The organism is Dyadobacter sp. 676 (genome assembly GCF_040448675.1).
GTDB lineage: Bacteria > Bacteroidota > Bacteroidia > Cytophagales > Spirosomataceae > Dyadobacter.
In genome coordinates, this window is sequence record NZ_CP159289.1 from 6,131,995 (window position 1) to 6,158,135 (window position 26,141).

The 26,141-nt window shown below is 53.2% G+C and carries 19 protein-coding genes; 7 read left to right on the forward strand and 12 right to left on the reverse strand.

The window, feature by feature from the left end; genetic code table 11:
- Together ABV298_RS26900 and ABV298_RS26905 are read right to left on the reverse strand one after the other, a co-directional pair.
- Positions 1 to 831, reverse strand: coding sequence for an SDR family oxidoreductase (locus ABV298_RS26900; RefSeq protein ID WP_353719228.1), 831 nt, complete (start codon positions 829 to 831; stop codon positions 1 to 3).
- 132 nt (positions 832 to 963) lie between these two features.
- The gene (locus tag ABV298_RS26905) at positions 964 to 1,323 is read right to left on the reverse strand and encodes a helix-turn-helix domain-containing protein (protein WP_353719229.1); all 360 of its coding nucleotides are present in this window, start codon (positions 1,321 to 1,323) and stop codon (positions 964 to 966) included.
- 125 nt (positions 1,324 to 1,448) lie between these two features.
- Here ABV298_RS26905 and ABV298_RS26910 point away from each other — a divergent pair, with 125 nt between their 5' ends.
- The 3 genes from ABV298_RS26910 (at position 1,449) to ABV298_RS26920 (ending at position 3,967) form a co-directional block, all read left to right on the forward strand.
- On the forward strand, positions 1,449 to 2,036 hold the full coding sequence (locus ABV298_RS26910) for a hypothetical protein (protein WP_353719230.1): 588 nt from the start codon (positions 1,449 to 1,451) through the stop codon (positions 2,034 to 2,036).
- 85 nt (positions 2,037 to 2,121) lie between these two features.
- A complete protein-coding gene (locus ABV298_RS26915; RefSeq protein WP_353719231.1) occupies positions 2,122 to 3,114 on the forward strand; it encodes a hypothetical protein in 993 nt (330 codons plus the stop codon).
- Positions 3,098 to 3,967, forward strand: a complete 870-nt coding sequence (locus tag ABV298_RS26920; RefSeq protein ID WP_353719232.1) for a DUF885 family protein — start codon at positions 3,098 to 3,100, stop codon at positions 3,965 to 3,967. Before ABV298_RS26915 ends, ABV298_RS26920 begins: the two co-directional genes overlap by 17 nt.
- Here ABV298_RS26920 and ABV298_RS26925 read toward each other — a convergent pair.
- The 9 genes from ABV298_RS26925 to ABV298_RS26965 form a co-directional block, all read right to left on the reverse strand.
- Complete coding sequence (locus ABV298_RS26925; protein ID WP_353719233.1) at positions 3,960 to 4,247, reverse strand: hypothetical protein; 288 nt, start codon at positions 4,245 to 4,247, stop codon at positions 3,960 to 3,962. The two genes, ABV298_RS26920 and ABV298_RS26925, sit on opposite strands and share 8 nt — an antisense overlap.
- Complete coding sequence (locus tag ABV298_RS26930; protein WP_353719234.1) at positions 4,234 to 4,704, reverse strand: hypothetical protein; 471 nt, start codon at positions 4,702 to 4,704, stop codon at positions 4,234 to 4,236. The genes ABV298_RS26925 and ABV298_RS26930 overlap by 14 nt, the downstream gene beginning before the upstream one ends.
- 35 nt (positions 4,705 to 4,739) lie before the next feature.
- Positions 4,740 to 5,303 (reverse strand): M24 family metallopeptidase, encoded by a 564-nt coding sequence (locus ABV298_RS26935; protein WP_353719235.1) that lies wholly within the window; start codon positions 5,301 to 5,303, stop codon positions 4,740 to 4,742.
- Positions 5,296 to 6,135 carry an aminopeptidase P N-terminal domain-containing protein gene (locus ABV298_RS26940; RefSeq protein WP_353719236.1) on the reverse strand — a complete coding sequence of 280 codons (840 nt, stop codon included), beginning with the start codon at positions 6,133 to 6,135 and terminating at the stop codon, positions 5,296 to 5,298. Before ABV298_RS26940 ends, ABV298_RS26935 begins: the two co-directional genes overlap by 8 nt.
- A gap of 107 nt (positions 6,136 to 6,242) precedes the next feature.
- Positions 6,243 to 7,826, reverse strand: coding sequence for a RagB/SusD family nutrient uptake outer membrane protein (locus ABV298_RS26945; RefSeq protein WP_353719237.1), 1,584 nt, complete (start codon positions 7,824 to 7,826; stop codon positions 6,243 to 6,245).
- A 17-nt stretch (positions 7,827 to 7,843) separates the two neighbouring features.
- The gene (locus ABV298_RS26950; protein ID WP_353719238.1) at positions 7,844 to 10,843 is read right to left on the reverse strand and encodes a SusC/RagA family TonB-linked outer membrane protein; all 3,000 of its coding nucleotides are present in this window, start codon (positions 10,841 to 10,843) and stop codon (positions 7,844 to 7,846) included.
- Positions 10,844 to 10,881: 38 nt separating this feature from the next.
- Positions 10,882 to 11,487 (reverse strand): plastocyanin/azurin family copper-binding protein, encoded by a 606-nt coding sequence (locus tag ABV298_RS26955; protein WP_353719239.1) that lies wholly within the window; start codon positions 11,485 to 11,487, stop codon positions 10,882 to 10,884.
- Entirely contained in the window at positions 11,487 to 14,408 is a 2,922-nt protein-coding gene (locus tag ABV298_RS26960) for a PVC-type heme-binding CxxCH protein (RefSeq protein WP_353719240.1), read from the reverse strand. The genes ABV298_RS26955 and ABV298_RS26960 overlap by 1 nt, the downstream gene beginning before the upstream one ends.
- Positions 14,409 to 14,595: 187 nt before the next feature.
- Complete coding sequence (locus ABV298_RS26965; RefSeq protein WP_353719241.1) at positions 14,596 to 16,926, reverse strand: DPP IV N-terminal domain-containing protein; 2,331 nt, start codon at positions 16,924 to 16,926, stop codon at positions 14,596 to 14,598.
- 323 nt (positions 16,927 to 17,249) lie between these two features.
- Here ABV298_RS26965 and ABV298_RS26970 point away from each other — a divergent pair, with 323 nt between their 5' ends.
- The gene (locus tag ABV298_RS26970; protein ID WP_353719242.1) at positions 17,250 to 17,513 is read left to right on the forward strand and encodes a hypothetical protein; all 264 of its coding nucleotides are present in this window, start codon (positions 17,250 to 17,252) and stop codon (positions 17,511 to 17,513) included.
- Here ABV298_RS26970 and ABV298_RS26975 read toward each other — a convergent pair.
- Entirely contained in the window at positions 17,496 to 18,113 is a 618-nt protein-coding gene (locus ABV298_RS26975; RefSeq protein ID WP_353719243.1) for a TetR/AcrR family transcriptional regulator C-terminal domain-containing protein, read from the reverse strand. The genes ABV298_RS26970 and ABV298_RS26975 overlap by 18 nt on opposite strands.
- Before the next feature lie 220 nt (positions 18,114 to 18,333).
- On the opposite strand from ABV298_RS26975, the gene ABV298_RS26980 reads away from it, so the two are divergent.
- The 3 genes from ABV298_RS26980 to ABV298_RS26990 all read left to right on the forward strand — a co-directional run bounded on the left by ABV298_RS26980 (position 18,334) and on the right by ABV298_RS26990 (position 25,906).
- A complete protein-coding gene (locus ABV298_RS26980; protein WP_353719244.1) occupies positions 18,334 to 21,612 on the forward strand; it encodes a TonB-dependent receptor in 3,279 nt (1,092 codons plus the stop codon).
- Between the two features lie 20 nt (positions 21,613 to 21,632).
- A complete protein-coding gene (locus tag ABV298_RS26985; RefSeq protein WP_353719245.1) occupies positions 21,633 to 23,426 on the forward strand; it encodes a RagB/SusD family nutrient uptake outer membrane protein in 1,794 nt (597 codons plus the stop codon).
- Between the two features lie 113 nt (positions 23,427 to 23,539).
- Positions 23,540 to 25,906: a glycoside hydrolase family 95 protein gene (locus ABV298_RS26990; protein WP_353719246.1), complete on the forward strand. Its 2,367-nt coding sequence runs from the start codon at positions 23,540 to 23,542 to the stop codon at positions 25,904 to 25,906.
- The last annotated feature ends 235 nt before the right edge of the window (positions 25,907 to 26,141 follow it).

The following is a 26,141-nucleotide window of genomic DNA, read 5'->3' on the forward strand; positions in this document are numbered from 1 at the left end:
TCAGGCCTCCGTCATAAACGGCATGTATGCCTCTCTTACCGACTCGATATAGGCCTGGTCGGGCAGGGTGAGGCGGTTCTGGACACGTCGTTGGAAATCCTCGTTGCCAATCAGGTAGCGAAGCGTATTGGTGCCATCCGTGGCGGCTTCGTAAATCGTTTCGGCGACTTCTTCGGCTGTTGCCAGCTGCATCCCTTTAAGGTTATCGAACATTCTGAACGCCGCGTTCAAGAATCTGTCGTACTCGGGAAGCGGTTTGGCGGAATATTTCTCTTCGCTGGTTTTGATGAAATTGGTGGACGTGCCGCCGGGCTCGACGATCTTTACGGTAATATTCAATGCGGCCAGTTCAAACGAAAGCGATTCCGAAAAACCTTCCAAAGCGAATTTTGACGCATTATAAAGGGAAATAAGAGGAAGGGTGAACCGCCCGGCGCCGGAGCTGATATTGATGATCAACCCACTTTTTTGCTCACGAAAATGTGGCAGAATAGCTCTGATCGTGTTCATAACCCCGAACACATTGACATCGAATTGTGCCTGCACCTGTTCGGGCGTAACGGCTTCGAAAATTCCGTACTGACCATATCCGGCATTGTTAACGACTGCATCGATGCGGCCAAATCGGGCGATTCCGGCAGCAATGGCTTCATCGATGGTCCCGGGCAATTGTACGTCCAGTCTGGTAACGAATATATTGTCGAAGCCTTCCGGCGCGGTTTGCGGACTGCGCATGGTAGCGACGACGTTCCAGCCGTTCCTTGCGAAATGCAATGCGGCGGCTTTGCCGATTCCGGACGAAGCGCCTGTAATTAAAATTGTTTTGCTCATAATGGATTGTTGACGTTTACCGATTGCAAATTTCGTCCTTGTCCCGTCCGTCAACTTTGTTGTGAAGTCGGAATTGCTTTGTTGGTAGGGGAAAGCACCGGCAAGAAAATGCGATCGGATGCCTTTCGGGCCTCAGTTGTGCGTCATGGTAATCCGGTCAGCCTCTTCGGCCATTAAACTTTTTCCAAAGGCTTCCAGCGCCTCAATCGTCGGGAGCGACCGCCGGGCTCTTTCCGTCAGCGCATATTCGACCCTGGGTGGCTTTTCACGGAAAATGGTGCGGGTCACCATCCGTTTCTTTTCCAGGTCGCGGAGCTGTGTCTGGAGCATCTTATCGGTGATATGCGGAATCGCATTTTTGAGGTCGCCATAGCGCAACGGGCCGTTCGCGAGCGCCCGGATGACCGGCATTTTCCAGGTACCGCCTATGTACGCCATCGCGAATTCGACCGGGCTGTAATAAACCCTTTTATCGTGGATGAAGTCTTGCATAATCCAAATTAACGGAATTTGTCCAGGTCCGCGCGGAGGATCTTCCTTTATCGTCAAAAAAGTATATAAAGGGAAATTTAAAACCGGATGCATTAGGTTTGCCGACCTGAACAAAAGCCTGATTTATGGAACTGGAAAATTGGACTACCGTACCCGTTCTGCCTTGTAATTCCATTGCCGAAACACTCGAATTTTGGGAAAACCTTGGTTTTACGGTGACTTACCGGCAGGACCGGCCTTATCAGTATGGCGTTATCGAGCGAAACGGACATCAGCTACACTTTGCACGCGTCAAAACGGCAGGATATACCGGCTGCCTGATGATGGTAGCCGACGTTGCCCGAGTGTATGATGCGTTTAGCAAGGCATTGAAAGCAAAACTCGGACGTGTACCGGTAACCGGCGTGCCCAGGATTTCGAGAATGAGGCCGGGACAAAGCCGCTTCACGATCACCGATGTTTCGGGAAACTCGGTGATTGTGATTCAAATAGGGGAAAAAGACCAGGTGGAATACGAGGATGCCGATCCGGCCACATTGACACCTCTCCAAAAGGCCATTTCGCTGGCATTGCGACTGCGCGACTTTAAAGAAGATTACCCCGCGGCCGCCAAAGTGCTGGATCTGGCGTTGAGAAAAATAGACGCCCGCGAAACGTCCGAAGACCAGGCCAGAGCCGTAGCTATCCGGAAGTCGCTGGAAGATCCGGTGTAACGGCGGGCCGTAGCCGACGTCGTGAGCGTTGCGCTCATTTAGTTAAAATCAGTCAAGAAATGATTAAAACCCGGTACGTTTCGGCGTGGATTTTGGGGTAATTTTGGTAAAATCCATTTTCAATATCCTGAATCCTATGACGCATATGTACGTAACGCGCTTGCGTTGGGTTGTTTTCCTGTTGTCGTGGCTGACGACCTTCGGCGCGGTGGCGCAATCTTCCAAATCCCAATTTAACCTATATGAACAAACCAGCGAAGTGGCGGGGCTGGTGATCCGGTATGCACAGGACATTCGTGCGGTAAAGTACTTTTATGGCCCGATGCCCGTCCAGGGCCGCTCGGCACAAGGGGGCGGGCAGGTGCTGAATTCGCCGGAACAGCGGAAGCGGCTGCGCGAGGTAGACCACGGTTATCTGAACCAGCTCGCAAAAGTGGATTTCAATGCGATGAGCATTTATGGGAAAGTGGATTATCTGTTGTTGAAACGGAATATCGACGACCATCTGCTCACGCTGGACCAGGAGGAAAAAGAATATGCGCAGATCGAGAAGTATATTCCGTTTGCCACCGGAATCTACGAGTTGGAAAAGGCCCGCCGGAGAGGTGCCACTGTCGACGGGCAGGCGGTTGCCGGTAAGCTGAACGACTTACAGAAGGAAGTGAGTAAAGCGGAGGAATCGTTCAGGAAACTGGAATCGATCGACATGCCGCTCTCCCGCATGGGCGTGGAAGCCTTGAACGGCCTCGAAGCGCGATTGAAGAGTACATTCGAGTTTTACAACGGCTACGATCCGATGTTCACCTGGTGGGTACCGAAACCTTACAAAACGCTCGACAGTACATTGAACGCTTTCGCGAAACTGGTCAGGAGCAAAGGAAAGCTGAATACTACGCAAAAGGAAGATGCAAGCGGTATTAAAGGTGTGCCGATTGGCCGGGATGAGCTGATCCGCCAGTTGCGTGCCGAGATGATCAGCTACACGCCCGAGGAGCTCATTGACCTGGCGAACCGGGAATTCGCCTGGTGCGACAGGGAGTTGCTGAAAGCTTCCAGGGGAAATGGGTTTTGGCAATGATTGGAAAAAAGCGCAGGAAAAAGTAAAAAACAGCTATGTGCCCGCCGGTACCCAACCCGAACTGATCCTTAAACTCTATAACGATGCAAAGGAGTTTATCCTCAAAAATGACCTCATCGACTATCCGGAAATTGCCGACGAAACCTGGGGAATGCAAATGATGACCCCCGAAAGGCAGCTGATTAACCCGTTCTTCCTCGGCGGCCGCGACATTATCATTTCGTACCCGACCAACACCATGGCGCACGAGGACAAGCTCATGAGCATGCGCGGGAACAACCCGTATTTCTCCCGCTCGACAGTGCACCACGAGCTCGTTCCGGGCCATCACTTGCAATATTATATGAGCAGCCGCTACAAATCCTACCGGAGCGATTTCCGAACGCCGTTCTGGACAGAGGGATGGGCCCTATATTGGGAGCTGTTGCTATACGATAAAGGTTTTGCCAAAACACCCGAAGAACGCATCGGAATGCTTTTCTGGCGCATGCATCGCTGCGCGCGCATTATTTTCTCGCTTAATTACCATTTAGGCAAATGGACGCCCCGGGAATGCATCGATTTCCTGGTTGACCGCGTCGGGCATGAGCGCGCCAACGCGGAAGGTGAGGTGAGGCGGTCGTTTGAAGGGAATTACAGCCCCTTGTACCAGGTAGCCTACCTTATCGGCGGCTTGCAGTTGTTCAGTTTGAAAAAGGAGCTGGTCGACAGCGGCAAAATGACTTTCAGGCAATTCCATGATGCCGTTATGAAGGAGAACAATATGCCGATCGAAATGGTACGCGCTACATTGACCAACCAGTCGTTGAAGCCGGATTTCAAAACCCAGTGGAAATTCTATCAGTTCAAATAGTTACGCCGGATTGGATATTGAACATCCACAGACAAGCCCACGGGAAATTTGAAATCATGAAAATGAAGTCACCGGATGCTTTGCAGCGGGAGATATTCAGGAGTTGGAGTCGGGGGGGAGTAATGCCTTGGCTTATGTAATACTCCCTGGGCAGCCCGTGTTTGGCGATAAATTCGTTGGCCCTTTTCAATTGATCCGGGAAAAGGTTTTTTCCCTCAAAACAATCCAGACTTTTGTCTATCGTCACTCGTGAAATTGCAGGTTTGTTACGATTTTTCATTGTATACGGGTTTTAACTTTTTTGTTATCATGAAACTTTCGTACGCTCTGCCGGAAACAAAATTTTCCCAGCCCTCCGTTTCGTGATAACCCAAGATAGTAAATTCTACCGAGACTTTCTTTATGTTGGCAGAGATGCCCATACGATACAGGCGTGTTCTTGCCTCACTGCTGCCTTTGGCAAAAACCCATGCGGCCGGATGCTTTCTCAGAAAGTAGAACAATGTTGAGGCAACGGTTGCCAGGACTTTTTGAGTGTCGCGATTGTTGCTGACAGACAAATCATCCAGGTCGTCGTCGCATTCAACATAATCGCCGAATGCAAGATTGTAGACATCCTTGGAGCTTGTCTTTGAGTAGATTACGATTTTCTTGATTTTACCTTTGGGCCCAACACTTATAAACTTATAAACATAGCTATTTGTCCCGGTTGTGTAACGATATTTCGGCTGTTTCAATGTTTGCGGGTTGATGAGTGTTGCCCGCAAACATATTAAACATTCACCCCCCTCAACGCCTCCACTTCCTTCACACCTTTCGCCAGCCCCTTTCCGAGTACCCGGTTGCCGTTCTCGGTTATCAAAAGGTTATCTTCGATACGAATCCCGGTGAAATGGCGGAACATTTCCAGCTTGTCGTAGTCGATGAACTGCGCCAGTTTGTTTTCGGCTTTCCAACGGTCGATAAGCGTCGGGATGAGGTAGAGGCCGGGTTCGACGGTAATAACGAAGCCCGGTTCGAGCGCGCGGCCGAGGCGGAGCGATTTCCACCCGAATGCGGTGCCTTTTTTAAGATCTTCCGTGTAGCCGACGTATTGCTCACCCAGGTTTTCCATGTCATGAACATCGAGGCCCATCATATGCCCCAGGCCGCATTGGAAAAACAGCGTGTGGACGTCGTGCTCTACCGCTTCGGCGACGTCTCCTTTCACAACGCCCATTTGCTTCATGCCTTCGACGAGCTTCGTCGCCGCCAGTTTGTGTACATCCTTAAACAAAACACCTGGTTTGCACGCAGCAATGGCCGATTCCTGCGCATTAAGGACGATTTCATACATTTCCCCCCTGGATCGTCGAGAACGACCTGCCGACGGGGATGGTGCGGGTCAGGTCGCCGGCGTAATGCATGGCGGTTTCCGCGCCGGCATCGCAGAGTGCCATTTGACCGTCGCGGATCGCGAGGTCACGCGCGTGGGTATGCAGGATTTCCCCGTTGACGGTCAGAATGATCGGGTAGGAAATGTCGCCGCCCTGGCCGATGGCGATGCTTTGCAATTTGCCGGCAATCTCCTTCTCGGTCATACCCGCCCGCGTTTCCCGCATGAATGCCAGGTGCATGTCGATCGATGTATTGACAGCCTTCTCGATTTCGGCAACCTCTTCTTCGGCCTTGTACGAACGCATCGAAACCACCGCCTTAATGAAGTTTACCGATGCTTTTTGTGTTGCTTCCGCCGGGTTGATTTGCAGCCATTCCTGCAATTTGAGGTAATGCTCGCCGCGGTAAGGAGGGAGGAAATGGATTGTTTGCCGGCGCGACAGTGCGTCTTTCAGGAATCCCGCGATCGCCTGGGCCGGTTTGACCTCCCTGACGCCAACCCGCGCGGCCTTTTCGTTGATGGCTTCTTTCGGGCCCGTCCACACGATGTCGTCGATGGTGAGCTCATCCCCGAAAATGATCTCGCGGTCGTTATCGATGTCGATCACGGCCGTCAGCGAAGCATGGTCTATGCCGAAATAATAAAGGAATGTGCTGTCCTGACGGAATGGATATACGTTGTCACGGTAATTCATACCGCTTTCCTCGTTTCCCAGAAAGAGGATGAGGCCGCTGCCTATTTTGGATTTTAACGTTTGTCTGCGGTTCGAGTATGTTGATTGGGAAAACATGGATAAAAACGGTTTTGGAATACAACAAAAAAATTTGCCCACCGGAACAAATATACTTTGTCGGGTGAGCAAAAAGGAACTACCTAACCCAAATTAAAATATCGGGATCAATAACCCGGGTTCTGTTTCAGATTGGGGTTTTTGTCGAGTTCGTTTTGCGGGATGGGGAAGAGCGCGCGCTGGGCCGATTGGGGGCGGTGGTTAAACCACTTTTTGGTTTCATATACGCCAAACCGTATCAGGTCCTGGCGGCGGTGCGCCTCTGCGGCGAATTCCCAGCCCAGCTCGTCGAGGAACCGGCCGAACTGGATGTCGTCACCACCCTGGCGCTCGCTTATAGTCCCGTCGACTGCCTGGTATCCGTAATTGTAGCGGCTTCCCTTCACCAGATCGGCCGCCGTTACCGTCGCTTTGGCAGGCGAGCCCTTGAATGCGCGCTGCCTTACCTGTGTCACGAGTTCGGCCGCTTCGGCTGCTTTGCCCGTGCGCAACAATGCTTCGGCTTTGATCATCAGTACATCGGCATAGCGCAGGAATGGAAAGTCGTTGTCCAGACTGCCCGTCGCGTTGGGTTTGATTTTGTATTTGCCAATGCGGAAACCATCCGAGGACGATGTTTTTTCCATGCCGGGCACGGCCTTGTTGTAAGTAATCACCACGGCGCCGGTGGCGGCGCTTTTCTGAGGTCCCATAATCCAGGTGTCGGCCAGGCGGCTGTCGTCGGCGTCATAGGTGTCGATGAATTGCGGCACGGCGCAGTTGCCGCCCCACGGACCGGCATTGAGCGGGTACACCGAGCGGCTTAGCGGGTCGAGCGTTTTCATGTGGATTTGATTGCCGGTCCCGTAGATCTCGTCGTAGGGAATGGCAAAGATGATTTCCTTCGAGTTAAAGTTCGTCCAGGTGAAAACATCCGAATAGTTGGCGTCCAGCACGTATTTGCCGCTTTTGATCACATCGTCGGCCTCCCGGATCGCCTTTGCCCATTCGGCGGTGCCGGTATAGACCTGCGCGTTGAGGTAAATTTTGGCAAGAAGGGTCTTCGCACCCCATTTGTTCATCTGGCCGTAGGTAGTTTGCGCATTCTCGCTCAGGTTCGGAAGCGATTCCGTCAATTCCTTCACCACGAAATCATAAACCTCCTTACGGGTGCTTTGTTTCGGAAGTGTGACATCCTTGAAATTGGTTACAATGGGCACATTGCCGTGGTTGTCCAGTAAAAGGTAATACGCGAACGCGCGAACGGCCCGGAGCTCGGCGATAGTGGTTTCTTTGCCATTGGTAATGGGCAGGTCGCCGTCCTCGATCTGCGAAAGCACGCGGTTCGCAGTGGTAATGCTCGCAAATGCTTGCTGCCAGGCATTCTCTGGCTGCCATTGCAGCGCCGTCCAGGTATGCTGGTGCATCCGGCGATAAGTACCGCCATCGTCCCAGCCATTCGGGCGGACGGGCGTAATAATGGCATCCGCCGCTTCTTCCTGCAAATCGAAATATCCCTGCCAGCCCAGCATCAGCGAGCGCAGCGATGAATAAACCGGCGCCACGATGGCCGGCAGGTCTTTTTCGGTAGGTTGATAGCTGCTGCCAAGCACTTCGGAATACACTTCTTCGTCGAGGTCGGTGCAGGAGTAGAGGGGTACCCCGGCAAGCAATGCGGCGAGGACCGCGTATCTTATATTCTTGTTTTTCATAATTTGAAGATTTGAGATCAGAATGTTACGCTCAGGCCGGCGGTGAATGTCCGGGTGGTCGGGTACTTGTCGCGGTAGTCGCTGCCGGGCGCGAAGCCGGTGTAGCTAACGCCCTCGGGATCGATGCCGGTGTAGCCGGTGATAGTCGCCAGGTTAAGGCCCGACACGAAAATGCGCGCATTTTTAATGCCCTTGATTGTGTTGGCTGGGAGGGTGTATCCCAGCGTCACATTGTCGATTTTCCAGTAATCGCCTTTTTCGATATAATGCGACACATACACGAGGTCGGTATTGAGGACCTTGCCGTCGATCGGGTCATACGCGGTTTTCAGCATGTTATAGGCCTTGTTGCGTGGATTGCCGTAGAACATGTTCTGGAAATTCAGGATATTGAAGCCGAATGAGCCCCGCATATTCACAGCCAGATCGAACTGCTTGTAACGGATATTGTTGTTCCAGCCCACGATGTGTTTGGGAATACCATTGCCATAATACTGGCGGTCTTCCGGCGTCGCGTCGGCGATAGGGATCACCTCTCCGTCCTTGTTTTCGATGAGCCACGCGCCTTTGTCGTCGACGCCTACGCTTTTCCATACGAAGAACCGGCCGATGGGTTCGCCGACTTTCACGCGGTGGGTGCTCATCTGGATAGGCTCGCCCGTGTAGCCCGCGTCGAAAAAGTCGTTGGCCGCCTGAAATTGCTCGTTGGAAAGGCTGACGAGCTTGTTGCGGTTGGTGGAGTAGGTAAGTCCTGTGTTCCACTGGAAGTCGCCGGCCTGGACCGGGACGATATTCAACAGCACTTCGACGCCTTTGTTCTGCATTACCCCCGCGTTGATGAACATGCTGCCCGTCAGGTAGGGCGGCACCGGCACGGGGAAGTTGTAGAGTAGATCCTTCACCTTGCGGCTGTAAAAGTCGATCGATCCGCTGATGCGGTTTTTCAGGAAGCCGAAATCCACCCCTGCGTTGTATTCCTCTTTTTTCTCCCAGCGCAGGTCGGGGTTGAAGTTACGCGCCGGCACGAACCCCGGTACCCATTTGCCGTTGATGAATGCGCCTTGTTCGCGGTCGAAATTGTAGCTGATTTGCGACATGTACGGGTTGTTCGCGATCGTACCCGTAACGCCTATACCCGCGCGGAGCTTGATGTCCGAAGCTGCGCCCAGGCCGCCCATAAAGCGCTCCTTGCTGATGCGCCAGCCTATCGACGCCGCCGGGAATGTGCCCCACCGGTGGTTTACGCCGAACCGGGAAGAGCCTTCACGGCGCACGCTGGCCATGAAAAGGTATTTTTCGTTCAGGCTGTATGTAACCCGACCAAAGAAGCCGGCCAGTTGCCATTTGTTTTTCGTGCTGCTCATGCCGGCCTGGCCTTTTTGCAAAGCCCCACCCGCGCCCAGGTTGTTCCAATCGTAAGCGTCGGTCGGGAAATCCCAGTTGTTCGCGGCAAATGCTTCGTAGGTAGCATCCTGCCAGCTATAACCACCCAATACCGAAAAGCGATGCTTGCCGATTGCTTTGGAATAATTTCCCGTGAATTCCAGCAGGTTTTCGTTGTTGGCGTAAGTATTGCGGAAAGCGGTGGCATTCTGGTTGCCGAGGCGGGTGCTGGTGTGGTTAAATGTAGTGGAACCGCCTTCCAGGTTGCTGTTCTGAACATTTGAAACAAGCAGCTTGAAATTCAGGTCGTCGATGGGGGCGTAGTCGAGGCTACCGGCCATCCGCATTTCCTTGAAAGAGCTCTGGAAATTGGATTCGTGCAAAAGGGAAACCGGGTTTTCGTAAAAATAGCCGTCGCGCTCCTGCCATTTGCCGTCCTCAGTACGGACGCGGTCGGTAGGGTTGCGGATAATGGCCTGGCGGTAGGCGTATCCATATGCCGCGTCGTCGTTTGCCGGACTTACGGCGCCGTTCGACCGGGTGATGCGGTTGATAATTTGCAGATTGGTTTTCAGTTTGTTGTTGAACATGGAATGATTAAGGTCGGCGCGGCCGGTGAAACGGTTTTGTCCCGACCTCAAAAATATTCCTTCCCAATTCCGGTAGTTGATCGAGCCGGTAAGATTGGTCGTGCTGTTCCCGCCGAAAAAGGTAAGGTTATGGTTGTGGCTGACAGGCTTTTGCATGATCTCCGAAAGCCAGTCGGTATTGCCGCCGTAATCGGTGTAGTCGATGCCTTCCCTGATTTTCTGACGGTAATCATCGCCGGTCAGCAGTTCGGGGCGGCGGGCGATGGTCTGGATGTTGACGTAGTTGGAATATTCGATCGTGGAGCGCGATGTGCCGCGGTTTTTGCGCGTGGTAATCAGGATCACACCGCCGGTGGCGCGTGTACCATAAATTGCCGCTGCGGAGCCGTCTTTCAAAACATCTACGGACTCGATGTCTTCCGGGGCAACGGTGTTCAGGCCGCCGGGGATACCATCGATCAGGATCAACGGATTGGCCGTACCCTCAATGGAGTTGATACCCCGCAGGTTGATCTGCGTGTTGGAGGTGGGGGAGCCGCTGGGGGTGGTAATGCGTAATCCCGCTACTTTGCCCTGTACGAGCTGGGCCGCGTCGCGCACGGTTCCCTGCACGAAGTCCTCACGCTTGACACTCGCCACCGAGCTGGTAATATCCCCCTTTTTCTGGGTACCGTATCCTATCACCACCACTTCCTGCAATTGCTTCTGGTCGGGCGCCAGCTCCACATTGAACTCGCTCTGGTTCCCCACGGCCACTTCCTGGGTTACATAGCCTATGTAGCTCAGGATGAGCGTGGAGCCCTCGGGCACTTCGAGCTTGAATTTTCCCTCCGTGTCGGTGGCGGTGCCCACGGTGTTCTTTCCCTTCACGATGATGGTCACTCCGGGCAGCGGGTTTTTGTCTTCGGCGGACACCACTTTGCCGGAAATCTGTCGGTCGGCGGCGAGCGCCAGGGCATTCTCGGTTAGGAAACAGGCTACCGCCGCCACGACGAGGCAAAGGCGGTGCAGCTCCCGGATCAGGCGGGATAATGGTTTTTTCATACAATTGGAGTTAGATGGTTAAACTTATTTGAGGGTGGTTATTGTACTTTCATAATACCGTTCATGATCCGCCAATGGCCGGGTACCGTGCACAGGAACGGGTAGTCGCCGGGCTTTTCGGGCGCGATGAATACCAGCGTCGCATTGCCTTCCGGACTTACTAGCTCGGTCGCGTACAATATCTCGGGCATTCTGGGTACATAGTTGAGCGCGAGCGCATTCGCTTCCCGCGCCAGCAAATCGGCCGCATTGCCTACTTTTTCCAATGTTCCGGGCTTGATAATGAGCAAATTGTGCTGCATGAAATCGGGGTTTGTGAACTGGATCGTCACTTTCTGGCCGGGCTTTACGGTGAATGTCTTCCGGTCGAACTTCATTTCATGCTCGATCACTTTCAGCCTGACCGTTACCGGCGTTCCTTTTCCTTTCAGTATTTCAACCGGTGCTTCGGGACTGGTGTGCGAAATTTCCCTTTCTTCCTTGTCATGAACAACCTGGTTCAGCTGTAATGTGCTCTTAATGTCGAGCCAACCGCGTAAACGCGCATTATCCGGGTATTCGCCTACCTGGTTTCCCTCGCGCAAGTCGCGGCCGAGGCGGATGTCGTCGGGTGTGAATCGCTGATGAAAAAGGCCGGGGGGCATTACCCGTTACGGGGGGTTTCGTCCTCTATGGCGAGCGTCATTTTGCCTCCTTCCGAAAGCGTCGCATAGGCATTGAAGCGTTCGTCAGGCAGTTTTCTGGTAGAAGTAATCTGATAGGATCGGCCGTTTTGCCTTATCAACCAATGCAATTTACCATCCTGCATATAGAGGCTGTACCCGTTCTGCCGGTTGCCCTGCGATACAACCACGCCCGAAAGGTCTTCCTGTGCCTTGGTAATGATTGCCTTTATTTTCAATTCTTTATGGCTTATGTCCGGCGGGTAAATAGGTGGCGACCAGAGGTTGAGCATATAAGTTTCCTCAATCAACCCGCGCTCGATGCGTGCCGTTAAAGTAGAATCTTTGAGCTTGGCGGCCGCCGCTTTGAAACCGTTTTCATGCTTGACCACACCCGAGAAAATGGCTTGTGCGAGGTATTCGTCGGCGGCATTCTGCGAGTCCTGACCGGCTATGTAAAGCATTCTGCCTATTTCTTCGGAGACGGGCAAGTCGGTCAATGCATGTATCGCCGCCAGCCTCACTTTGAGGTCGGGATCGTTTAATGAATTGGTCCATTTCAATGCCGAAAGCGTCTTGTCGTTACGCGGCAGGAGCTTCACGGCCGTCTTGCGTACGCCTGCCGCCGGATGTCGCATGGCGCGTACGAGCGTGTGGTACGCCTCTTCGTTGGCGCCATCGAATGCGCCCAGGCCGTCGAGCGTCCACAAAGCGTGAACCGCCGGGCTATTCAAGCCGACCTCATCCACCGATTGATCGTTCACGATTTTTATCAGCTCCGGGACCACCGATGTGTTTTTCGATTCCACGATCAGCCGCTGCGCCGTGGTGCGCCAGAACATATTGTCGTTTTTCAAACCCGCCACCAGGCTGGCCGCGTCGTTCTGGTCGAGTTTAGGGTAAGGTGCATTCTTCGCATTCTTCCAAACGACCCTGTATATACGTCCGTGCCGATTGTCGCGCAAAGGGTTAACATAGGCATTGCCCTTCCCATTCTCGAAGCCGCGTGGGGTAGGGTTATGCTGGATGATGAAACTGTACCAGTCGGCTACCCATACCGCGCCGTCCGGGCCTACCTCCGCGTGTACGGGCGAGAACCATTCGTCGGAACCGGCGAGCAGGTTGAAACCATTTTTTTCCTTGTAGCCTGCGCCTTTCGGTTTCAGCAATGCCTGGTAGAGCAACCGGCCAGTCGGTTCGCAAACGAATGCGGTTGCATTCCAGTACGATTTCGGAAAGTTGCGGGCGGTGTAAAGGTTATGTCCTGCCGCCGCGGTAAACCCGCCGTGAAAATCTACCTGGCGCAATGCCGGCGTCAGGTAGTTCATTTCGTAATGCGAATCGAGTTTGTAAACGGTATTGCCCGAACCATCCGCTACGGAACGCTTGACGTATTCGAGCGGCATGGCGAAATGCCCGCTGTAATTGCCGTTGGCGGTTGAAATAAACACTTCGAACTCTTCCGAAAAACCCAAACCCCATGTATTGTTGGAAGTGCGGCCGATGTATTCGAGGTTCTTGCCGTCGCTGTCGAACCGGTAAATACCCTGACTGAAATTGAGGTGCCTGCCGCTATTGGTCCCCCGAAATCCGGCGTAACCGAGCACGCCCCAGATTTTGTTGTCGAGGCCGTATTTCAGGTTCGAAGGTCCCGCGTGGGTATCGCTTTTACCCCAGCCGGTGATGATATTCTCGCGGATATCAGCTTTATCGTCGCCATTGGTGTCTTTCAGAAAAATGAAATGCGGGGCCTGGGCCACGATGAGCCCGCCGTTGGCAAACACGAGGCTGGTAGGGATATTGAGGTTATCGGCGAAAACCGTGAATTTGTCGGCGTTGCCATCGCCGTCGGTGTCCTCGCAAATTTTGATGCGGTCCCTGCCCACGCCGTCCTGCTCGCGCACTTCGTTGGGGTAATCCTGTGTTTCGGCTACAAACAGCCGTCCGCGCTCGTCCCAGGCCATGGCAATGGGTTTCACGATATCTGGCTCGGAGGCGAAGAGTTTTAGTTCGAAATCGACCGGCACCTGAATCAGTTTTTGCGATTCGGCAGGCGATAACGGCTGCTGGAACTTGGGCGCCGGGTCGCGTTTTTCGTAGTTGGGCACGTTGGCATCGGTAAATGCGAGTTCAGGCAAACGGAGCTTCGCTAATTGTGCTTTTGCCTCGTCGTTAACAGCCCACATAATGCCGTTTGCCACCAGTTCATGAAATGCGGGTTGCTTCCATGTACGCTCGTCGTGGCCGTAAGCAGTGTAGAAGACATGGCCTTTGCCCTGCGTTCTTACCCAGGTCCAGGGTTCATGATGGTCGCCCTCGATACGCTCCTGAAGTACGATAATGTCCGGATTGAGTTTGGAATGCACGTAAGTCTCGTCCCAGGTCTCGAACGTCTTCCAGCCTTGCATTACCGGGTGGTCGGCCTTCACGACGGGCGCGGTAAATGTCCCGTATTTATGCGAGCTGAACTGCCCGCCTACCGCCTTGATATACCAATCCGAATTCTGGAAACAAAACGAAGCCGCATGGAGCGGGATCAATGCCTTCCCACCCTCGACAAACGTTTTCAATGCATTTTCCTGCGCCGGGGTAATGGTGTTATGGTTGGCGTAGATTACCACGCCGTCGTAATGTGCTAGATTTTCGGTATTCAGCGCATTCGGGTCCGACGTGTAGGTCAGGTTAATGCCTTTCCGGAACAGCGGCAACGAGAGCATCGGGAAATACTTTTCCGAAAAGTGGTGGCGGCTGTCGTGGCCGAGGAACAGCAGCTCGATGCGCCTACCGTCGCCGGGGCGGCCGCCGCTTTCGACGGAGGCGGCAGGGCGTTGCGCAGGGCCTCGCTTCTGTGCGCACCCGTGCATCAGCATGATCGCGAAAATCAGTAGTAATGCTTTTTTCATAAAAGGCTATGTGCTATAAGCTATAAGCTATATGTTTTAAGCTGGATTATTTGTCGGGTAGTTTGATACATTCAATTCACTTTTTCAGCAACAAACCTTGAAGGCGGTTAATCGCCTTATCGATGTAAAAGCTGCAAGCATACAACCTGTCGCTTATAGCCTATTGCTTACAGCTTACGGCTTATCCCTACCGTCCCAGAGTTGCTGGCTGGGAAGCAATTTGCTTGTTTCTGTTCGGGGGATCTACACCCAGCAATTTTTGTACAAAAAAGTCCCTCTTCTTGCGGCGTCCGTACGGGCCGCCGTCGCTGTGGCCCATGCCGGGGATTACCAGCAGGTCGAATTCTTTGTTGGCCTTGATCAGCGCGTCGGCTACGCGGTAGGTGCTTTCAGGCGGCACGTTGGTATCTACCTCACCCACAATCAGAAGCAAATCGCCCTGCAATTTGGCCGCATTCGTTACATTCGACTGTTCGTCGTAATGTTTGCCCACCGGATAACCCATCCATTGCTCGTTCCACCATTGCTTATCGACGCGGTTGTCGTGGCAGCCGCACGCCGAAACCGCCGCGTCGTAAAAGCCCGGGTGGAAGAGCAACGCACCCAGCGAGTTTTGCCCGCCGGCGGAGGTCCCGTACACACCAACGCGCGTGGTATCGACCTGGGGATATTTTGCGGCCAGTGCCTTCATCCACGCAATGCGGTCGGGGAAACCGGCGTCGGCCAGGTTTTTCCAGCACACGTCGTGGAATGCTTTCGAACGGTTGTAGGTGCCCATTCCATCCATTTGTACCACTATAAAACCCAGTTCGGCCATGCTCTGCATTTCGCCGTAATGACGGAACGCTTTGGGAACAAACGAATCCTGCGGGCCGGCGTAAATATTTTCGACGATCGGGTACTTCTTTTTCGGATCGAAATTACTCGGCCGGTATACGATGCCCCAGATGTCGGTTTTGCCGTCGCGGCCTTTGGCTTTGAAGATTTCAGGCAATTTGAAACCCAATGTCAGATATTGCGAAATATCCGCGGCTTCCAGTTTCATCACCAGCGAGCCGTCGGCCGTCCTGCGGAGTTCCGAAACCGGCGCGGTGGTCATGGTCGAGTAGGTGTCGACATAATATACCCTGTCGGGCGAAAATGTAAGCTGGTGCGTCGCTTTTGCATGTTCGGTGAGTTTTACGAGACCTGTTCCATCGAATTTGATGCGGTAATAATGGATATGGTACGGGTCTTCATCCGCATTCATACCGCTGGCTCTGAACCACACCTCGCGCTTTTGCGTATCGATGCTGTCAATGTCGCGCACGACCCATTCGCCTTTGGTAACCTGGTTTTTGATTTGGCCGGTCTGCTCGTCGACGAGGTAAATGTGCCGCCAGCCGTCTTTCTCCGAAACCCAGATAATTTCATGATTTTCAGGCTGGTAATGTGTGTAAATCATGTTCTGGTAAATGAACGTTTCCGTTTTTTCGTCGATAATGTTCCGCGTAGCGCCGTTGGTCGCGTCGACCTCGATCACCCGGAACCGCTGGTGCCCGCGATCTACTTTTTCGTAGGTAAAATGCGTGGCATCGCCCTTCCGCCAGCGGATCACCGGCGCATTGAAGAAGTCGATCACTTCCGATTGTACTTTTACGCCCTTGCCGGTTTGCACGTCGATCACATGCATTTCGTAGCTGGTAAACTCGTCGCCCGGCTGCGCATAACCGCGTGTCCTGACCTCTCCGCGGGTGGTATTGGGCAGAGAGGAGAAGATAATGCTTACCTGCCGCTCTTCGCGCGGGTCGATGCGGTAGCATACCAGGTACTGGCCGTCGGGCGACCAGCTGAGCTCTCCGTAGGGTTTCAGCGGGTTGCCGTCGTAGGTGAGTTGCCGGCTCTCTTTGCCGTCTTTTCTACCCAGATAGATGTTCCCATTGCGGACAAACGCCTTGGTTTGCCTGTCGGGCGCGACGCTATCGGCACGGAAACGCGCCCAGCGGCTCGGTTGCTTTGTCCAGCCTGCTTCGCGAGGCTTGGGCAGATCGGGTTTTTCTATTTTCAGTGCCGTACCCGATTCAGTGTGGTAGGCGAACCATTTGCCTTTGCTTTGCAGAAGGATACGATGCTTTTCCTGATCGAAATGAATATCGCTGACCCACAGCTTCGTGGCCGAGAACGTGGAGTCATACGCTTTCGAAAGCGCTGCGGCCACTTTTGCGTTCCCGAAAGCCGGCATCCTTTTACCTTCGCCCGGCTTTACGACCCAATACTCGGTGAGGCTGTCCTTTAACACATTCCTGTACCAGAACGACTGTCCGTCGGCGAGCCAGTTGGGCTGTACCTGCGCTTTGAGCACGCTTCCTTTGGTGAGCGAATCCATCAACGTCATCCTCTTATAGGATGCGGAAAGCTCGCTGGGATCGGGCTTGTAGGCCGGTAGCGGTTTCTGCGCCCATAGCGGCGTAGTCAGGCACAATGCGCTGATTGTGTGCGTATAAATACTTTTTCTGAGGCCCAGGTTAAGGATTTTCATACTGCATTGGCGAATATAAAGGCAATAAAATAGTAGCCGCCTGTTGTACAGGTAGTTGGCTTGATATGCCGCTTTCGCGGCGCTTTTTGAAAATTATCTATTTGTAAAATTAGCAGGTCGGAAAACCAAAAACTTGATGTGAATTAGCGGCTTTTTTACCGATATTAACTTATTTCTTCCCGAAATTCCGCAAAACTGTGAATTTGGGCGATTTTATTTGGTCATTCATTAAAAACGGCGAATAATGGCTTGTTTGCTGTTTTGGCGGCAATTTGGCCGGAACCGAATGCGGGATTATTATTGTGCAGCAAATATTCGTATCGATGAACACCGCACTATTACTGGAAACAACGGGCTGGCTGGGCGTGGTCTCGTACGTGCTGGCATATCTTCTTCTGACCATCGGCATGCTAAGGCCGGATGGTTACCTGTTCCACATTCTTAATATGATAGGTGCGGCCAGCCTCATTGTTTATTCCCTTGAATACGGCGACAAGCCGAATGTGGCCGTGAATGTGATCTGGCTGCTGATCGGCGTGGGGGCGGTGGTGCGCCGGTTTGTCCGGAAATCATCCCGCAACTTCTGACGCCTCCGTCAAATGCAGGATCGACAATGCCTGCTGCCGGTATTTTGCGAGGCGTTGTTCGTAGGCTTCCTTGTCGGTTATCAGGCTGAGGTAAAAATAGGCGCCGTCTATAAGCACGAAGATATTGTCGGCAGCGGTTTCCACATCGTCTATATCCAGCACGCCGTCGGCACGGCATTGCTCGATGTGGCCGATCAGCATTTCCCGGAGCGAATCCAGCAGTTTTTTATAGAGGTCCCGAACCTTCGGGTCGCGGAAGGCCATGGCGTAGCAGCCGTAGAAGAGCCCGTCGTCGAACAGGGTATTCCATTTTTTGGAAAAAATATTGCCGAGGATTTCCAGCAATGCTTTTCTGGAATCTTTCGCATTGGTCGCGCTTACCTTATAAATGAGCTTGTATTTGTCGAGAATGTAATCCACCAGCCCGTATACCAGGTCCTCGCGCGTCTGGAAATAATGGATAATGAGGCTGGGATTGATCTCCATCTTCGCGGCGATTTTGGCGATGGAGGTATTTTCCAGGCCGTTTTTCCTGGCCAAGCTGTAAAACACTTTAATGATTTCCTTCTTGCGGGCTTCTTTCAAGCTCTTTCTTCCCATCGGCGGTTCGGATGTAACGGACTGGCAATATAAGGATTTTTACGGAAACCGGAAGTTAGCCAATCGTTTGAAAATTAATTGAACATTCATTCAATTTATAATCATAATCAGGTAACTATTTTTTAATATTAGCGTAACTTTTGATTAGGACATTTGCAATCGATTAGGACATTTGCATTCCAGAAATGCCCCGAAAGTGGCTAACCTTTAACTTTTGCTTATGATGAAAAGTGTACCCAGACCTTACAACGCAAGGCTGCCGCGAAGCCTGCAGATGGTTGTGATTTTTGCGCTTTGCTGCGTGGCACCGGCTTTCGCGCAAACGACGCTCAATGTCGGCGGCGACGGCAAAGTATCCGGAAGCGTGACGGACGGAAAGGACCTGCTGCCGGGTGTAAATGTGGTGATCAAAGGAACCCGGACAGGGACAATTACCGACCAGAAAGGACAGTATTACCTCGATGGTGTTTCCCCCACCGACGTTCTGGTGTTCTCCTACATTGGTTACAAAACCCAGGAAGAGCTCGTAAAAGGCCGGAACGAGATTTTCGTAACGATGCAGGCCGACCCCGGTAATCTCGAAGAAGTGGTCGTGATCGGCTACGGAACGGAAAAAAAGGTGAATATCACCGGGGCGGTGGACCAGATTTCGGGTAAGCAGTTCGAGGCGCGGCCGGTGGCGAATGTCATGCAAGGCTTGCAAGGAGTGAGCCCGGGATTGAACATTACTTACCAGAGCGGTACCCCCGGAACCGTTCCGAACTTCAACATCCGCGGTTTTACCTCCATCAACGGCGGTGAGCCGCTGTTTGTGATCGACGGCATCGCCGCCGCCAACAGCAGCGACCTGCTTCGCCTGAACCCCTCCGATATCGCCAGCTTCTCGGTACTGCGCGATGCGGCTTCGGCAGCTATTTACGGCGCCAGGGCGGCATTTGGCGTAGTACTGATCACCACCAAGCAGGGTGGAAGAGGTAAGCAGTCCATTACCTACAACAACTTTTTCTCCTGGGGCCAGCCGACGGTGCTGCCCAAGCCGGTGACCGATCCCTACATTTTTTCGCGCGTACTGGAAACGTCCACCGACAATACGCCGTGGGACTATGTCAACTATTCCGATGAGTACTATGCCTGGGCCAAGGAACGTTCGGACAACCCGGCCACGCCCGATACGCGTATAGACCCCTCCGACCCTACGAAATGGGCCTATATGGGCAGCAACAACTGGTACGATTACTTTTTCAACAAAAGGAGTTTCTCACAAAACCACAGTCTGGCATTTACCGGCAGCGCCAAAACTGCCAACGACCGAATAGTAGGTTATTATATCTCTGCCGACTACAACCGCGAAGGAGGGCTGAACAAACTGACCGACGACTACTGGAACCGCTATTCGTCCCGGGCCAGGCTGGATTTCACGCCTTTGAAATGGCTGAAACTCGATAATAATCTGTCTGTTTACCGCACCGAGCGCGCCGTACCGACTGCCGACATCACCGATATTTACTACCTGCAACCGACACAAGTCGCCTCGAATCCCGACGGAACCTGGGCCAACACGGCGGCGGGCCGCCTTGCGGCGAGACTGAACGATGGTGGCAACAAGAAGCAGGACATGTTCGGGTTCCAGGATATTCTCCGTGGCATCGTGACGACCCTGAACGGCGATTTGCAGGTAACCGGTTCGGCGAGCTTCAAGCGCGAGCAATGGAACACCAAGCAGGATGTGAGCAACTACCGCATCGGGTACGGCCCGAACGACATCCGTACCGAGGGCGGAACCGGCGGTGTGTATGAAACCAATGCCACGCTGGCCAACAATGTACTCGATTTGTTTGCCAATTATACCAAAACGTTGGGTATTCACCGTATTAACCTGGTTGCGGGGTATAACCAGGAAAGTTATAGTTTCACCACCACCAAGGCGCAGAAGACGGTCCTGATCTCGCCTTCCTTGCCCTACCTTAACCTGACCAGCGGTATCGCCCAGGCATTTGGCGCAGACACCAGCTACGCTACCCGTAGTGTCTTTGGCCGGATTAATTATACGCTCAACGAACGTTATATCATCGAAGCGAATGGCCGTTATGACGGCTCTTCCCGTTTCCCGAAAGCGAACAGGTGGGGATTCTTTCCGTCGGTATCGGCGGCATGGATCGCGAGCTCGGAGTCGTTCGTGAAGGAGGCGTTACCTTTTATCCCCACACTTAAACTCCGCGCTTCGTACGGAGACCTGGGTAACCAGAACGTGGGATATTACAGTTTTCGGCAAGCTTTACCGACCGGCCTGTCCAGCTACCTGATCGACGGCAACAAGCAAACGGTGATCGCCGGGTCGCCGTCACTGTATGTCGATCCGGCCAACTACACCTGGGAACGGGTTTCTACGCTGAACTTCGGCGCGGACCTCGGGGTGCTGAAAGACCGGCTGACGTTTGGTTTCGACTATTATATCCGCGATACCAAAGGTATGCTGACGGAGGGTGAGGAGTTACCCGGCGTGCTGGGCACGACGGTCCCTTACCAGAACGTGGCCGACCTGCGTACGAAGGGTCTGGAATTGACCATCGGCTATAACGATTCATACAACGTGGGCGGCAAACCACTTTCGCTCGGCGCGAAACTGATCCTCTCCGACTCACGTTCCAAAATAACCCGTTTTAAAAACGACCAGGAGCTTTTCACCAAATACCGGAAAGGGCAGGAAATAGGGGAGATATGGGGCCTTACGAACGACGGCCTTTTCAAGAATGCCGACGAGATCGCCAAACTCGACGAGAGCGACATCGTTCCCTGGGGAGCGCTGTCGATTGTTCCCGGGTGGCCCAAATACAAGGACCTCGACGGCGATGGCCGCATTACGCAGGGACTCACCCAAAAAGACCCGAAAGACCTTTCCATTATCGGGAATACCACCCCGCGCTACCGCATCGGTTTCAACCTCAATGCCGACTGGAATGGTTTCGATTTCTCGGCCGTGCTTCAAGGTGTGCTGAAAGGCGACTATTACCCGCGCCATTACCTGTATTGGGGGCCATACCAGCAACCATATGCCAATGTATACCCCTGGAACCTCGATTACTACCGCGGCCAGGCCGATTCCGACCAGCAGCGCGCGAAGCATTCGCAATCGTACATCGCGGCCGGTCTTGCCGATGCCAATACCGATGCGAATTTCCCGGTGCTGCAATCGTGGCTGGCCGACAACAATTACGGCTCGGGCCTCGACATCGCCCAGACGAAATACTTGCTGAGCGCCGCTTATCTGCGGATCAAGAACGTGACGATCGGCTATTCGCTGCCGTCATCGGTTTTGCAAAAGCACAAAATCGGGCGGGTACGCATATTTGCGAGCGGGGAAAACCTTTTCGAATTCTCACAACTCAAAAAATACTTCGATCCCGAGGTGATCAGCAGTAGCAGCACCTTCAATACCTCGAACGGCTTCTCATACCCGTTCCAGCGCAAATTTGCGTTCGGTGTCAATGTCGAATTTTGATTTAACCCCATCAGCCTGAAATGAAAAAGCACATATTATTACTGGCGTTGCTAACCGGCGTGACGGCGTGCAACGACGATTTCCTCGAAAAGCTTCCGCAAACTTCGATCTCGCCAGAAGCATTCTTTAATACCGAAGGGGACCTTGCGTTGTACGTCAACGGCCTCCTGAGCATGCCGGATATGTACGATACCTATCTCAACGACCAGAGCACCGACAATGCCGCTACGACCGGGGCGGTGGAAATGAAGGTGGTTATGACCGGCTCGCCAAGCTCGCAGACCATTACCGGCGGCTGGGACTGGAGCCGTTTACGGAATATCAACTACTTTCTGGACAATTATAACAAAGCCACTGCTACCCCCGACGTGAAGGCGCATTATGCAGGCATTGCCCGCTATTACCGTGCGCAATTTTACCTCGAAAAAATAAGCCGCTACTCCGACGTCCCATGGTTTTCCAAGACGATAAACCCGGGGGACAAAGAACTCTATAAAACACAGGACCCGCGCGCGACCGTGATGGATAGTGTCATGGCCGACCTGGCTTTTGCGGCCGCTAACGTGAGGGAACCGGTGCCGGCGGGTACACCGGGCAAATGGGCGGTAATGACCCAGTATGCCCGTACGGCGTTGTATGAAGGAACTTTCCGGAAATATCATCCCGAGCTGAATCTTCAAGCGACGGCCAACAAATTCCTCGAAACGGCAGCCGCTGTTTCCGCGGAGATTATGGCATCGAAGAAGTTTTCGATCTACACTACCGGCAAACCGGACGCCGACTACTTTGCGTTGTTCGGCAGCCAGGACCTGACCAACAACCCCGAAATGATCCTGTTCAATGCATTCGACCAAACGAAGGATCGTGGCCAGAATGTGAATAGCGCCGTATTTGGCGATTACGAGCAGGCACCTTCGCGCGACCTCGTGCAGACTTACCTGATGAAAGACGGTTCCCGTTTCACGGATATTCAGGGTTATCAGCAGTTCGGTTTTGTCAAGGAATTCCAGAGCCGGGACCCACGCCTCGCGCAGACCCTCGTGTATCCGGGCTGGGTGCGCGCAGGCGATCCTGTGCCTTACATTCTTCGCCTGAACAAGAACTTTACAGGGTATCATCAACTGAAGGGTTACGTGAACTCCACTGACAATGCGGTCCTGAACAGCGTGGATGTGCCGGTGTACCGGTACGCCGAGGTGCTTTTGGTCAATGCCGAAGCCAAAGCCGAACTGGGGACGCTCACGCAGGACGACCTCGACAAAACGGTGAATCTGCTCCGCAGGAGGGTCGGGATGCCGGATCTGAAACTGGCGGCCGCAAATGGCAGCCCCGACCCCGTTATGGCGCAGAAATATCCGAACGTGACCGGTGCCAACCGTGGGGTGATTTTCGAGATCCGTCGGGAGAGAAGGGTGGAGTTTGCATTTGAAAACCAGCGGTTTAATGACGTAATGCGCTGGCAGGCAGGTAAATTGCTGACGGTGATCCCGGAAGGCCTGTATTTCCAGGGCCTCGGCAAATATGACCTGACCGGCGACGGCGTGGAGGACATTATCCTGATCGATAAATCCAAAACGATTCCCGACGAAAAGGACAAGGAAAAGAATAAGTTGGGCGTGCCGCTCGTATACTATCGTGCGGGAGCCATCGGAGAGGACGTGACGGTATATCTCAAAAACGGCAATGCGGGCGGTACCATGGTTACCGAAACCGCCGCGCGCAAATTCGAAGACCCGAAATATTATTACCGGCCCATCCCGCAAAAAGAAATGCTGCTGAATCCCAAATTGAAGCAGGTTTTCGGTTGGAATTGATTGCCCGTTAGTTCCGGTAGATTGACCGTGTGATGGAGGCCTGAATAGCAGGTCTCCATTTTTTTATTCAAAAACGGCCTCTAATTTTACTATTATTTGCCAAAACCTTTATGATGAAAACTTTTCTGGGCCTGCTCCTTTGTTCTGTCACCGCATTAACCCCGCTGCATGCGCAGCCGGACCCAAAACCACAACCCGCACCTCTGTCGCTATGGTACGACCAGCCGGCGAAAGAATGGATGACCCAGGCATTGCCGATCGGTAATGGCTATGTGGGCGCGATGTTTTTCGGCGGAACGGAGGAGGAGCGGCTTCAATTCTCGGAAGGGAGTTTGTGGGCGGGCGGCCAGGGGGCCAACGCAGCGTATCATTTTGGCTTGAAAAAAGAAGCCTATAAACACTTGCCGAAGGTGCGCGAGCTGCTTGCCGCCGGGAAAATGAAGGAGGCGCATGCGCTGGCGAATAAGGAATTGACGGGTGTTATCCACGAAAAAAAGGAAAACATCCCTTCTTCCGATTTCGGCGCGCAGCAAACGGTAGGTGATATTTTCGTGAAAGTGCCTTCCAAAGGTCCCGTACAGAACTATCGCCGTGAGCTGAATATTTCCAATGCATTAGGTAAAGTGAGTTACGACGTGGGCGGAAGTCATTTTGAAAGGACCTATTTCGGTAATTACCCTTCCAAAGTGATGGTATACCAGTTCACTTCCTCGACGCCCGAAACCTATTCTATTCGCTTCGAAACGCCGCATGCGAAGGATTATGAACGGTTCGCGAAAAACCAATATACCTTCGGCGGGCACCTGAAAGATAACCATCAGGAGTTTGAAACCGTTTACCGTATCGACACCGACGGCAAAACGGCATTCAGTAACGGAGTGCTTACGGTTACGGACGCCAAATCCGTCGTGCTGGTGCACACCGTAGCGACGGACTACGTCATGAAGTTTCCGGATTACAAGGGTAATGATTACAAGAAGGCCAATGCCGCAACCATGGCCAAAGTGGCCGGAAAGCATTACGCCGCACTGCTCGCCGAACAACAAAAGGATTACCACAACCTTTTTGACCGCGTGGCACTGAAACTCGGCACAGCCGCACCGCCCAATGTCCCTACCGACGAACGCCAGCGGGCCTATTTTAAAGGGCAGCCGGACCATAACCTCGAAACGCTGTATTTCCAGTATGGCCGTTACCTGATGATCTCTTCGACGCGCCCGGGCACGATGCCTATGAGCCTGCAAGGCAAATGGAACGACAGCACCAACCCGCCCTGGGCGAATGATTACCACACGAATATCAATATACAAATGCTTTACTGGCCCGCCGAGGCGACCAACCTTTCGGAGTGCCATTTGCCTTTGATGGATTTCACCCGGTCCATTGTGGAGCCGGGAAGGCTGGCTGCGAAAGAGTTTTTCAATGCCAGGGGCTGGATCGTGAACACCATGCTGAACGCCTATGGTTACACTTCGCCGGGCTGGGATTTTCCCTGGGGCTTTTTTCCCGGCGGTGCGGCCTGGCTTTGTCAGCATCTGTGGGAACATTATGCGTTTACCAACGACAAAGTATTCCTGAAAAATACGGCTTACCCGGTGATGAAGGAGGCTTCGGAATTTTGGATGGATTACCTGACGGACGATGGCAAAGGCCACCTTGTTTCGTCGCCGTCGTACTCACCCGAACACGGGGGCATCTCTACCGGCGCCACTATGGACCACGAAATGGCGTGGGATGTGCTCAACAACACCGCCGAAGCGGCAGCCGTGCTGGGTATAGACGCCGATTTCGCGCAAAAGGCGCGCGTAACCCGTGACAAGATACTGCCTTTGCAGATAGGTCGCTGGAAACAGTTGCAGGAGTGGCGCGAGGATGTGGACGATTCTACCAACCACCATCGCCATGTTTCGCACTTGTATGCATTGCATCCCGGCAAGCAGATTTCCATTACCAAAACCCCAACCGAAGCCGAGGCCGCGCGTGTAAGCCTCAACGCCCGTGGCGACGATGGTACCGGCTGGTCGCTGGCCTGGAAAGTAAATTTCTGGGCGCGTTTGCAGGACGGTAACCGTGCATACAAGCTGCTGAAGAGCGTACTCCGGCCCGTCGCCGACCAGGGTACCAATATGGCTGGTGGCGGCGGTTCCTACGCTAACCTACTCTGCGCTCACCCGCCATTTCAGCTCGACGGCAACATGGGCTCTACCGCCGGTGTAGCCGAAATGCTTCTCCAATCCCAAACCGGCATGATCGAACTCCTGCCGGCGTTGCCCGATGCCTGGGCAAACGGTTCGGTCAAAGGCCTCAAAGCGCGTGGTAACGTGACTGTGGATGAGGTTTGGGAAAATGGTAAGTTAAAATCCGTGACACTGTTTTCACCTAATGCGCAGAGACGTACATTGAAATACGGAAATAAAACGATCGATGCAGAGCTGGCTGCCGGAAAGGCAAAAACATGGAATGCCGGCGATTTTGAATAATATAACAATCGAATGCCGCGCAAAAATCGCGTAGCGATGTATCGGCAGCCCCGTGCTGCATAAAATATACCTTGAAATGCCGTGAGGCATGTAACGACAATGCTCTGCTGTTACATGCCTCACGGCATTTTACAATCCGGGGTGCGCCCATTTTCCATCAATATCGCATGCCTGACGGGATTTTTAATAAACCTTTCGCATTTTTTCAATTGTCATACCTGCTTCACCCATTTCC

Coding starts and splice junctions, on each gene's coding strand:
- ABV298_RS26940 (WP_353719236.1), bottom strand. CDS start 6,135: ATGTTTTCCCAATCAACATACTCGAACCGCAGACAAACGTTAAAATCC.
- ABV298_RS26935 (WP_353719235.1), bottom strand. CDS start 5,303: ATGTATGAAATCGTCCTTAATGCGCAGGAATCGGCCATTGCTGCGTGC.
- ABV298_RS26950 (WP_353719238.1), bottom strand. CDS start 10,843: ATGAAAAAACCATTATCCCGCCTGATCCGGGAGCTGCACCGCCTTTGC.
- ABV298_RS26960 (WP_353719240.1), bottom strand. CDS start 14,408: ATGAAAAAAGCATTACTACTGATTTTCGCGATCATGCTGATGCACGGG.
- ABV298_RS26990 (WP_353719246.1), top strand. CDS start 23,540: ATGAAAACTTTTCTGGGCCTGCTCCTTTGTTCTGTCACCGCATTAACC.
- ABV298_RS26925 (WP_353719233.1), bottom strand. CDS start 4,247: ATGAAAAATCGTAACAAACCTGCAATTTCACGAGTGACGATAGACAAA.
- ABV298_RS26900 (WP_353719228.1), bottom strand. CDS start 831: ATGAGCAAAACAATTTTAATTACAGGCGCTTCGTCCGGAATCGGCAAA.
- ABV298_RS26985 (WP_353719245.1), top strand. CDS start 21,633: ATGAAAAAGCACATATTATTACTGGCGTTGCTAACCGGCGTGACGGCG.
- ABV298_RS26980 (WP_353719244.1), top strand. CDS start 18,334: ATGATGAAAAGTGTACCCAGACCTTACAACGCAAGGCTGCCGCGAAGC.
- ABV298_RS26975 (WP_353719243.1), bottom strand. CDS start 18,113: ATGGGAAGAAAGAGCTTGAAAGAAGCCCGCAAGAAGGAAATCATTAAA.
- ABV298_RS26965 (WP_353719241.1), bottom strand. CDS start 16,926: ATGAAAATCCTTAACCTGGGCCTCAGAAAAAGTATTTATACGCACACA.
- ABV298_RS26970 (WP_353719242.1), top strand. CDS start 17,250: ATGAACACCGCACTATTACTGGAAACAACGGGCTGGCTGGGCGTGGTC.
- ABV298_RS26955 (WP_353719239.1), bottom strand. CDS start 11,487: ATGCCCCCCGGCCTTTTTCATCAGCGATTCACACCCGACGACATCCGC.
- ABV298_RS26920 (WP_353719232.1), top strand. CDS start 3,098: ATGGGTTTTGGCAATGATTGGAAAAAAGCGCAGGAAAAAGTAAAAAAC.
- ABV298_RS26910 (WP_353719230.1), top strand. CDS start 1,449: ATGGAACTGGAAAATTGGACTACCGTACCCGTTCTGCCTTGTAATTCC.
- ABV298_RS26905 (WP_353719229.1), bottom strand. CDS start 1,323: ATGCAAGACTTCATCCACGATAAAAGGGTTTATTACAGCCCGGTCGAA.
- ABV298_RS26945 (WP_353719237.1), bottom strand. CDS start 7,826: ATGAAAAACAAGAATATAAGATACGCGGTCCTCGCCGCATTGCTTGCC.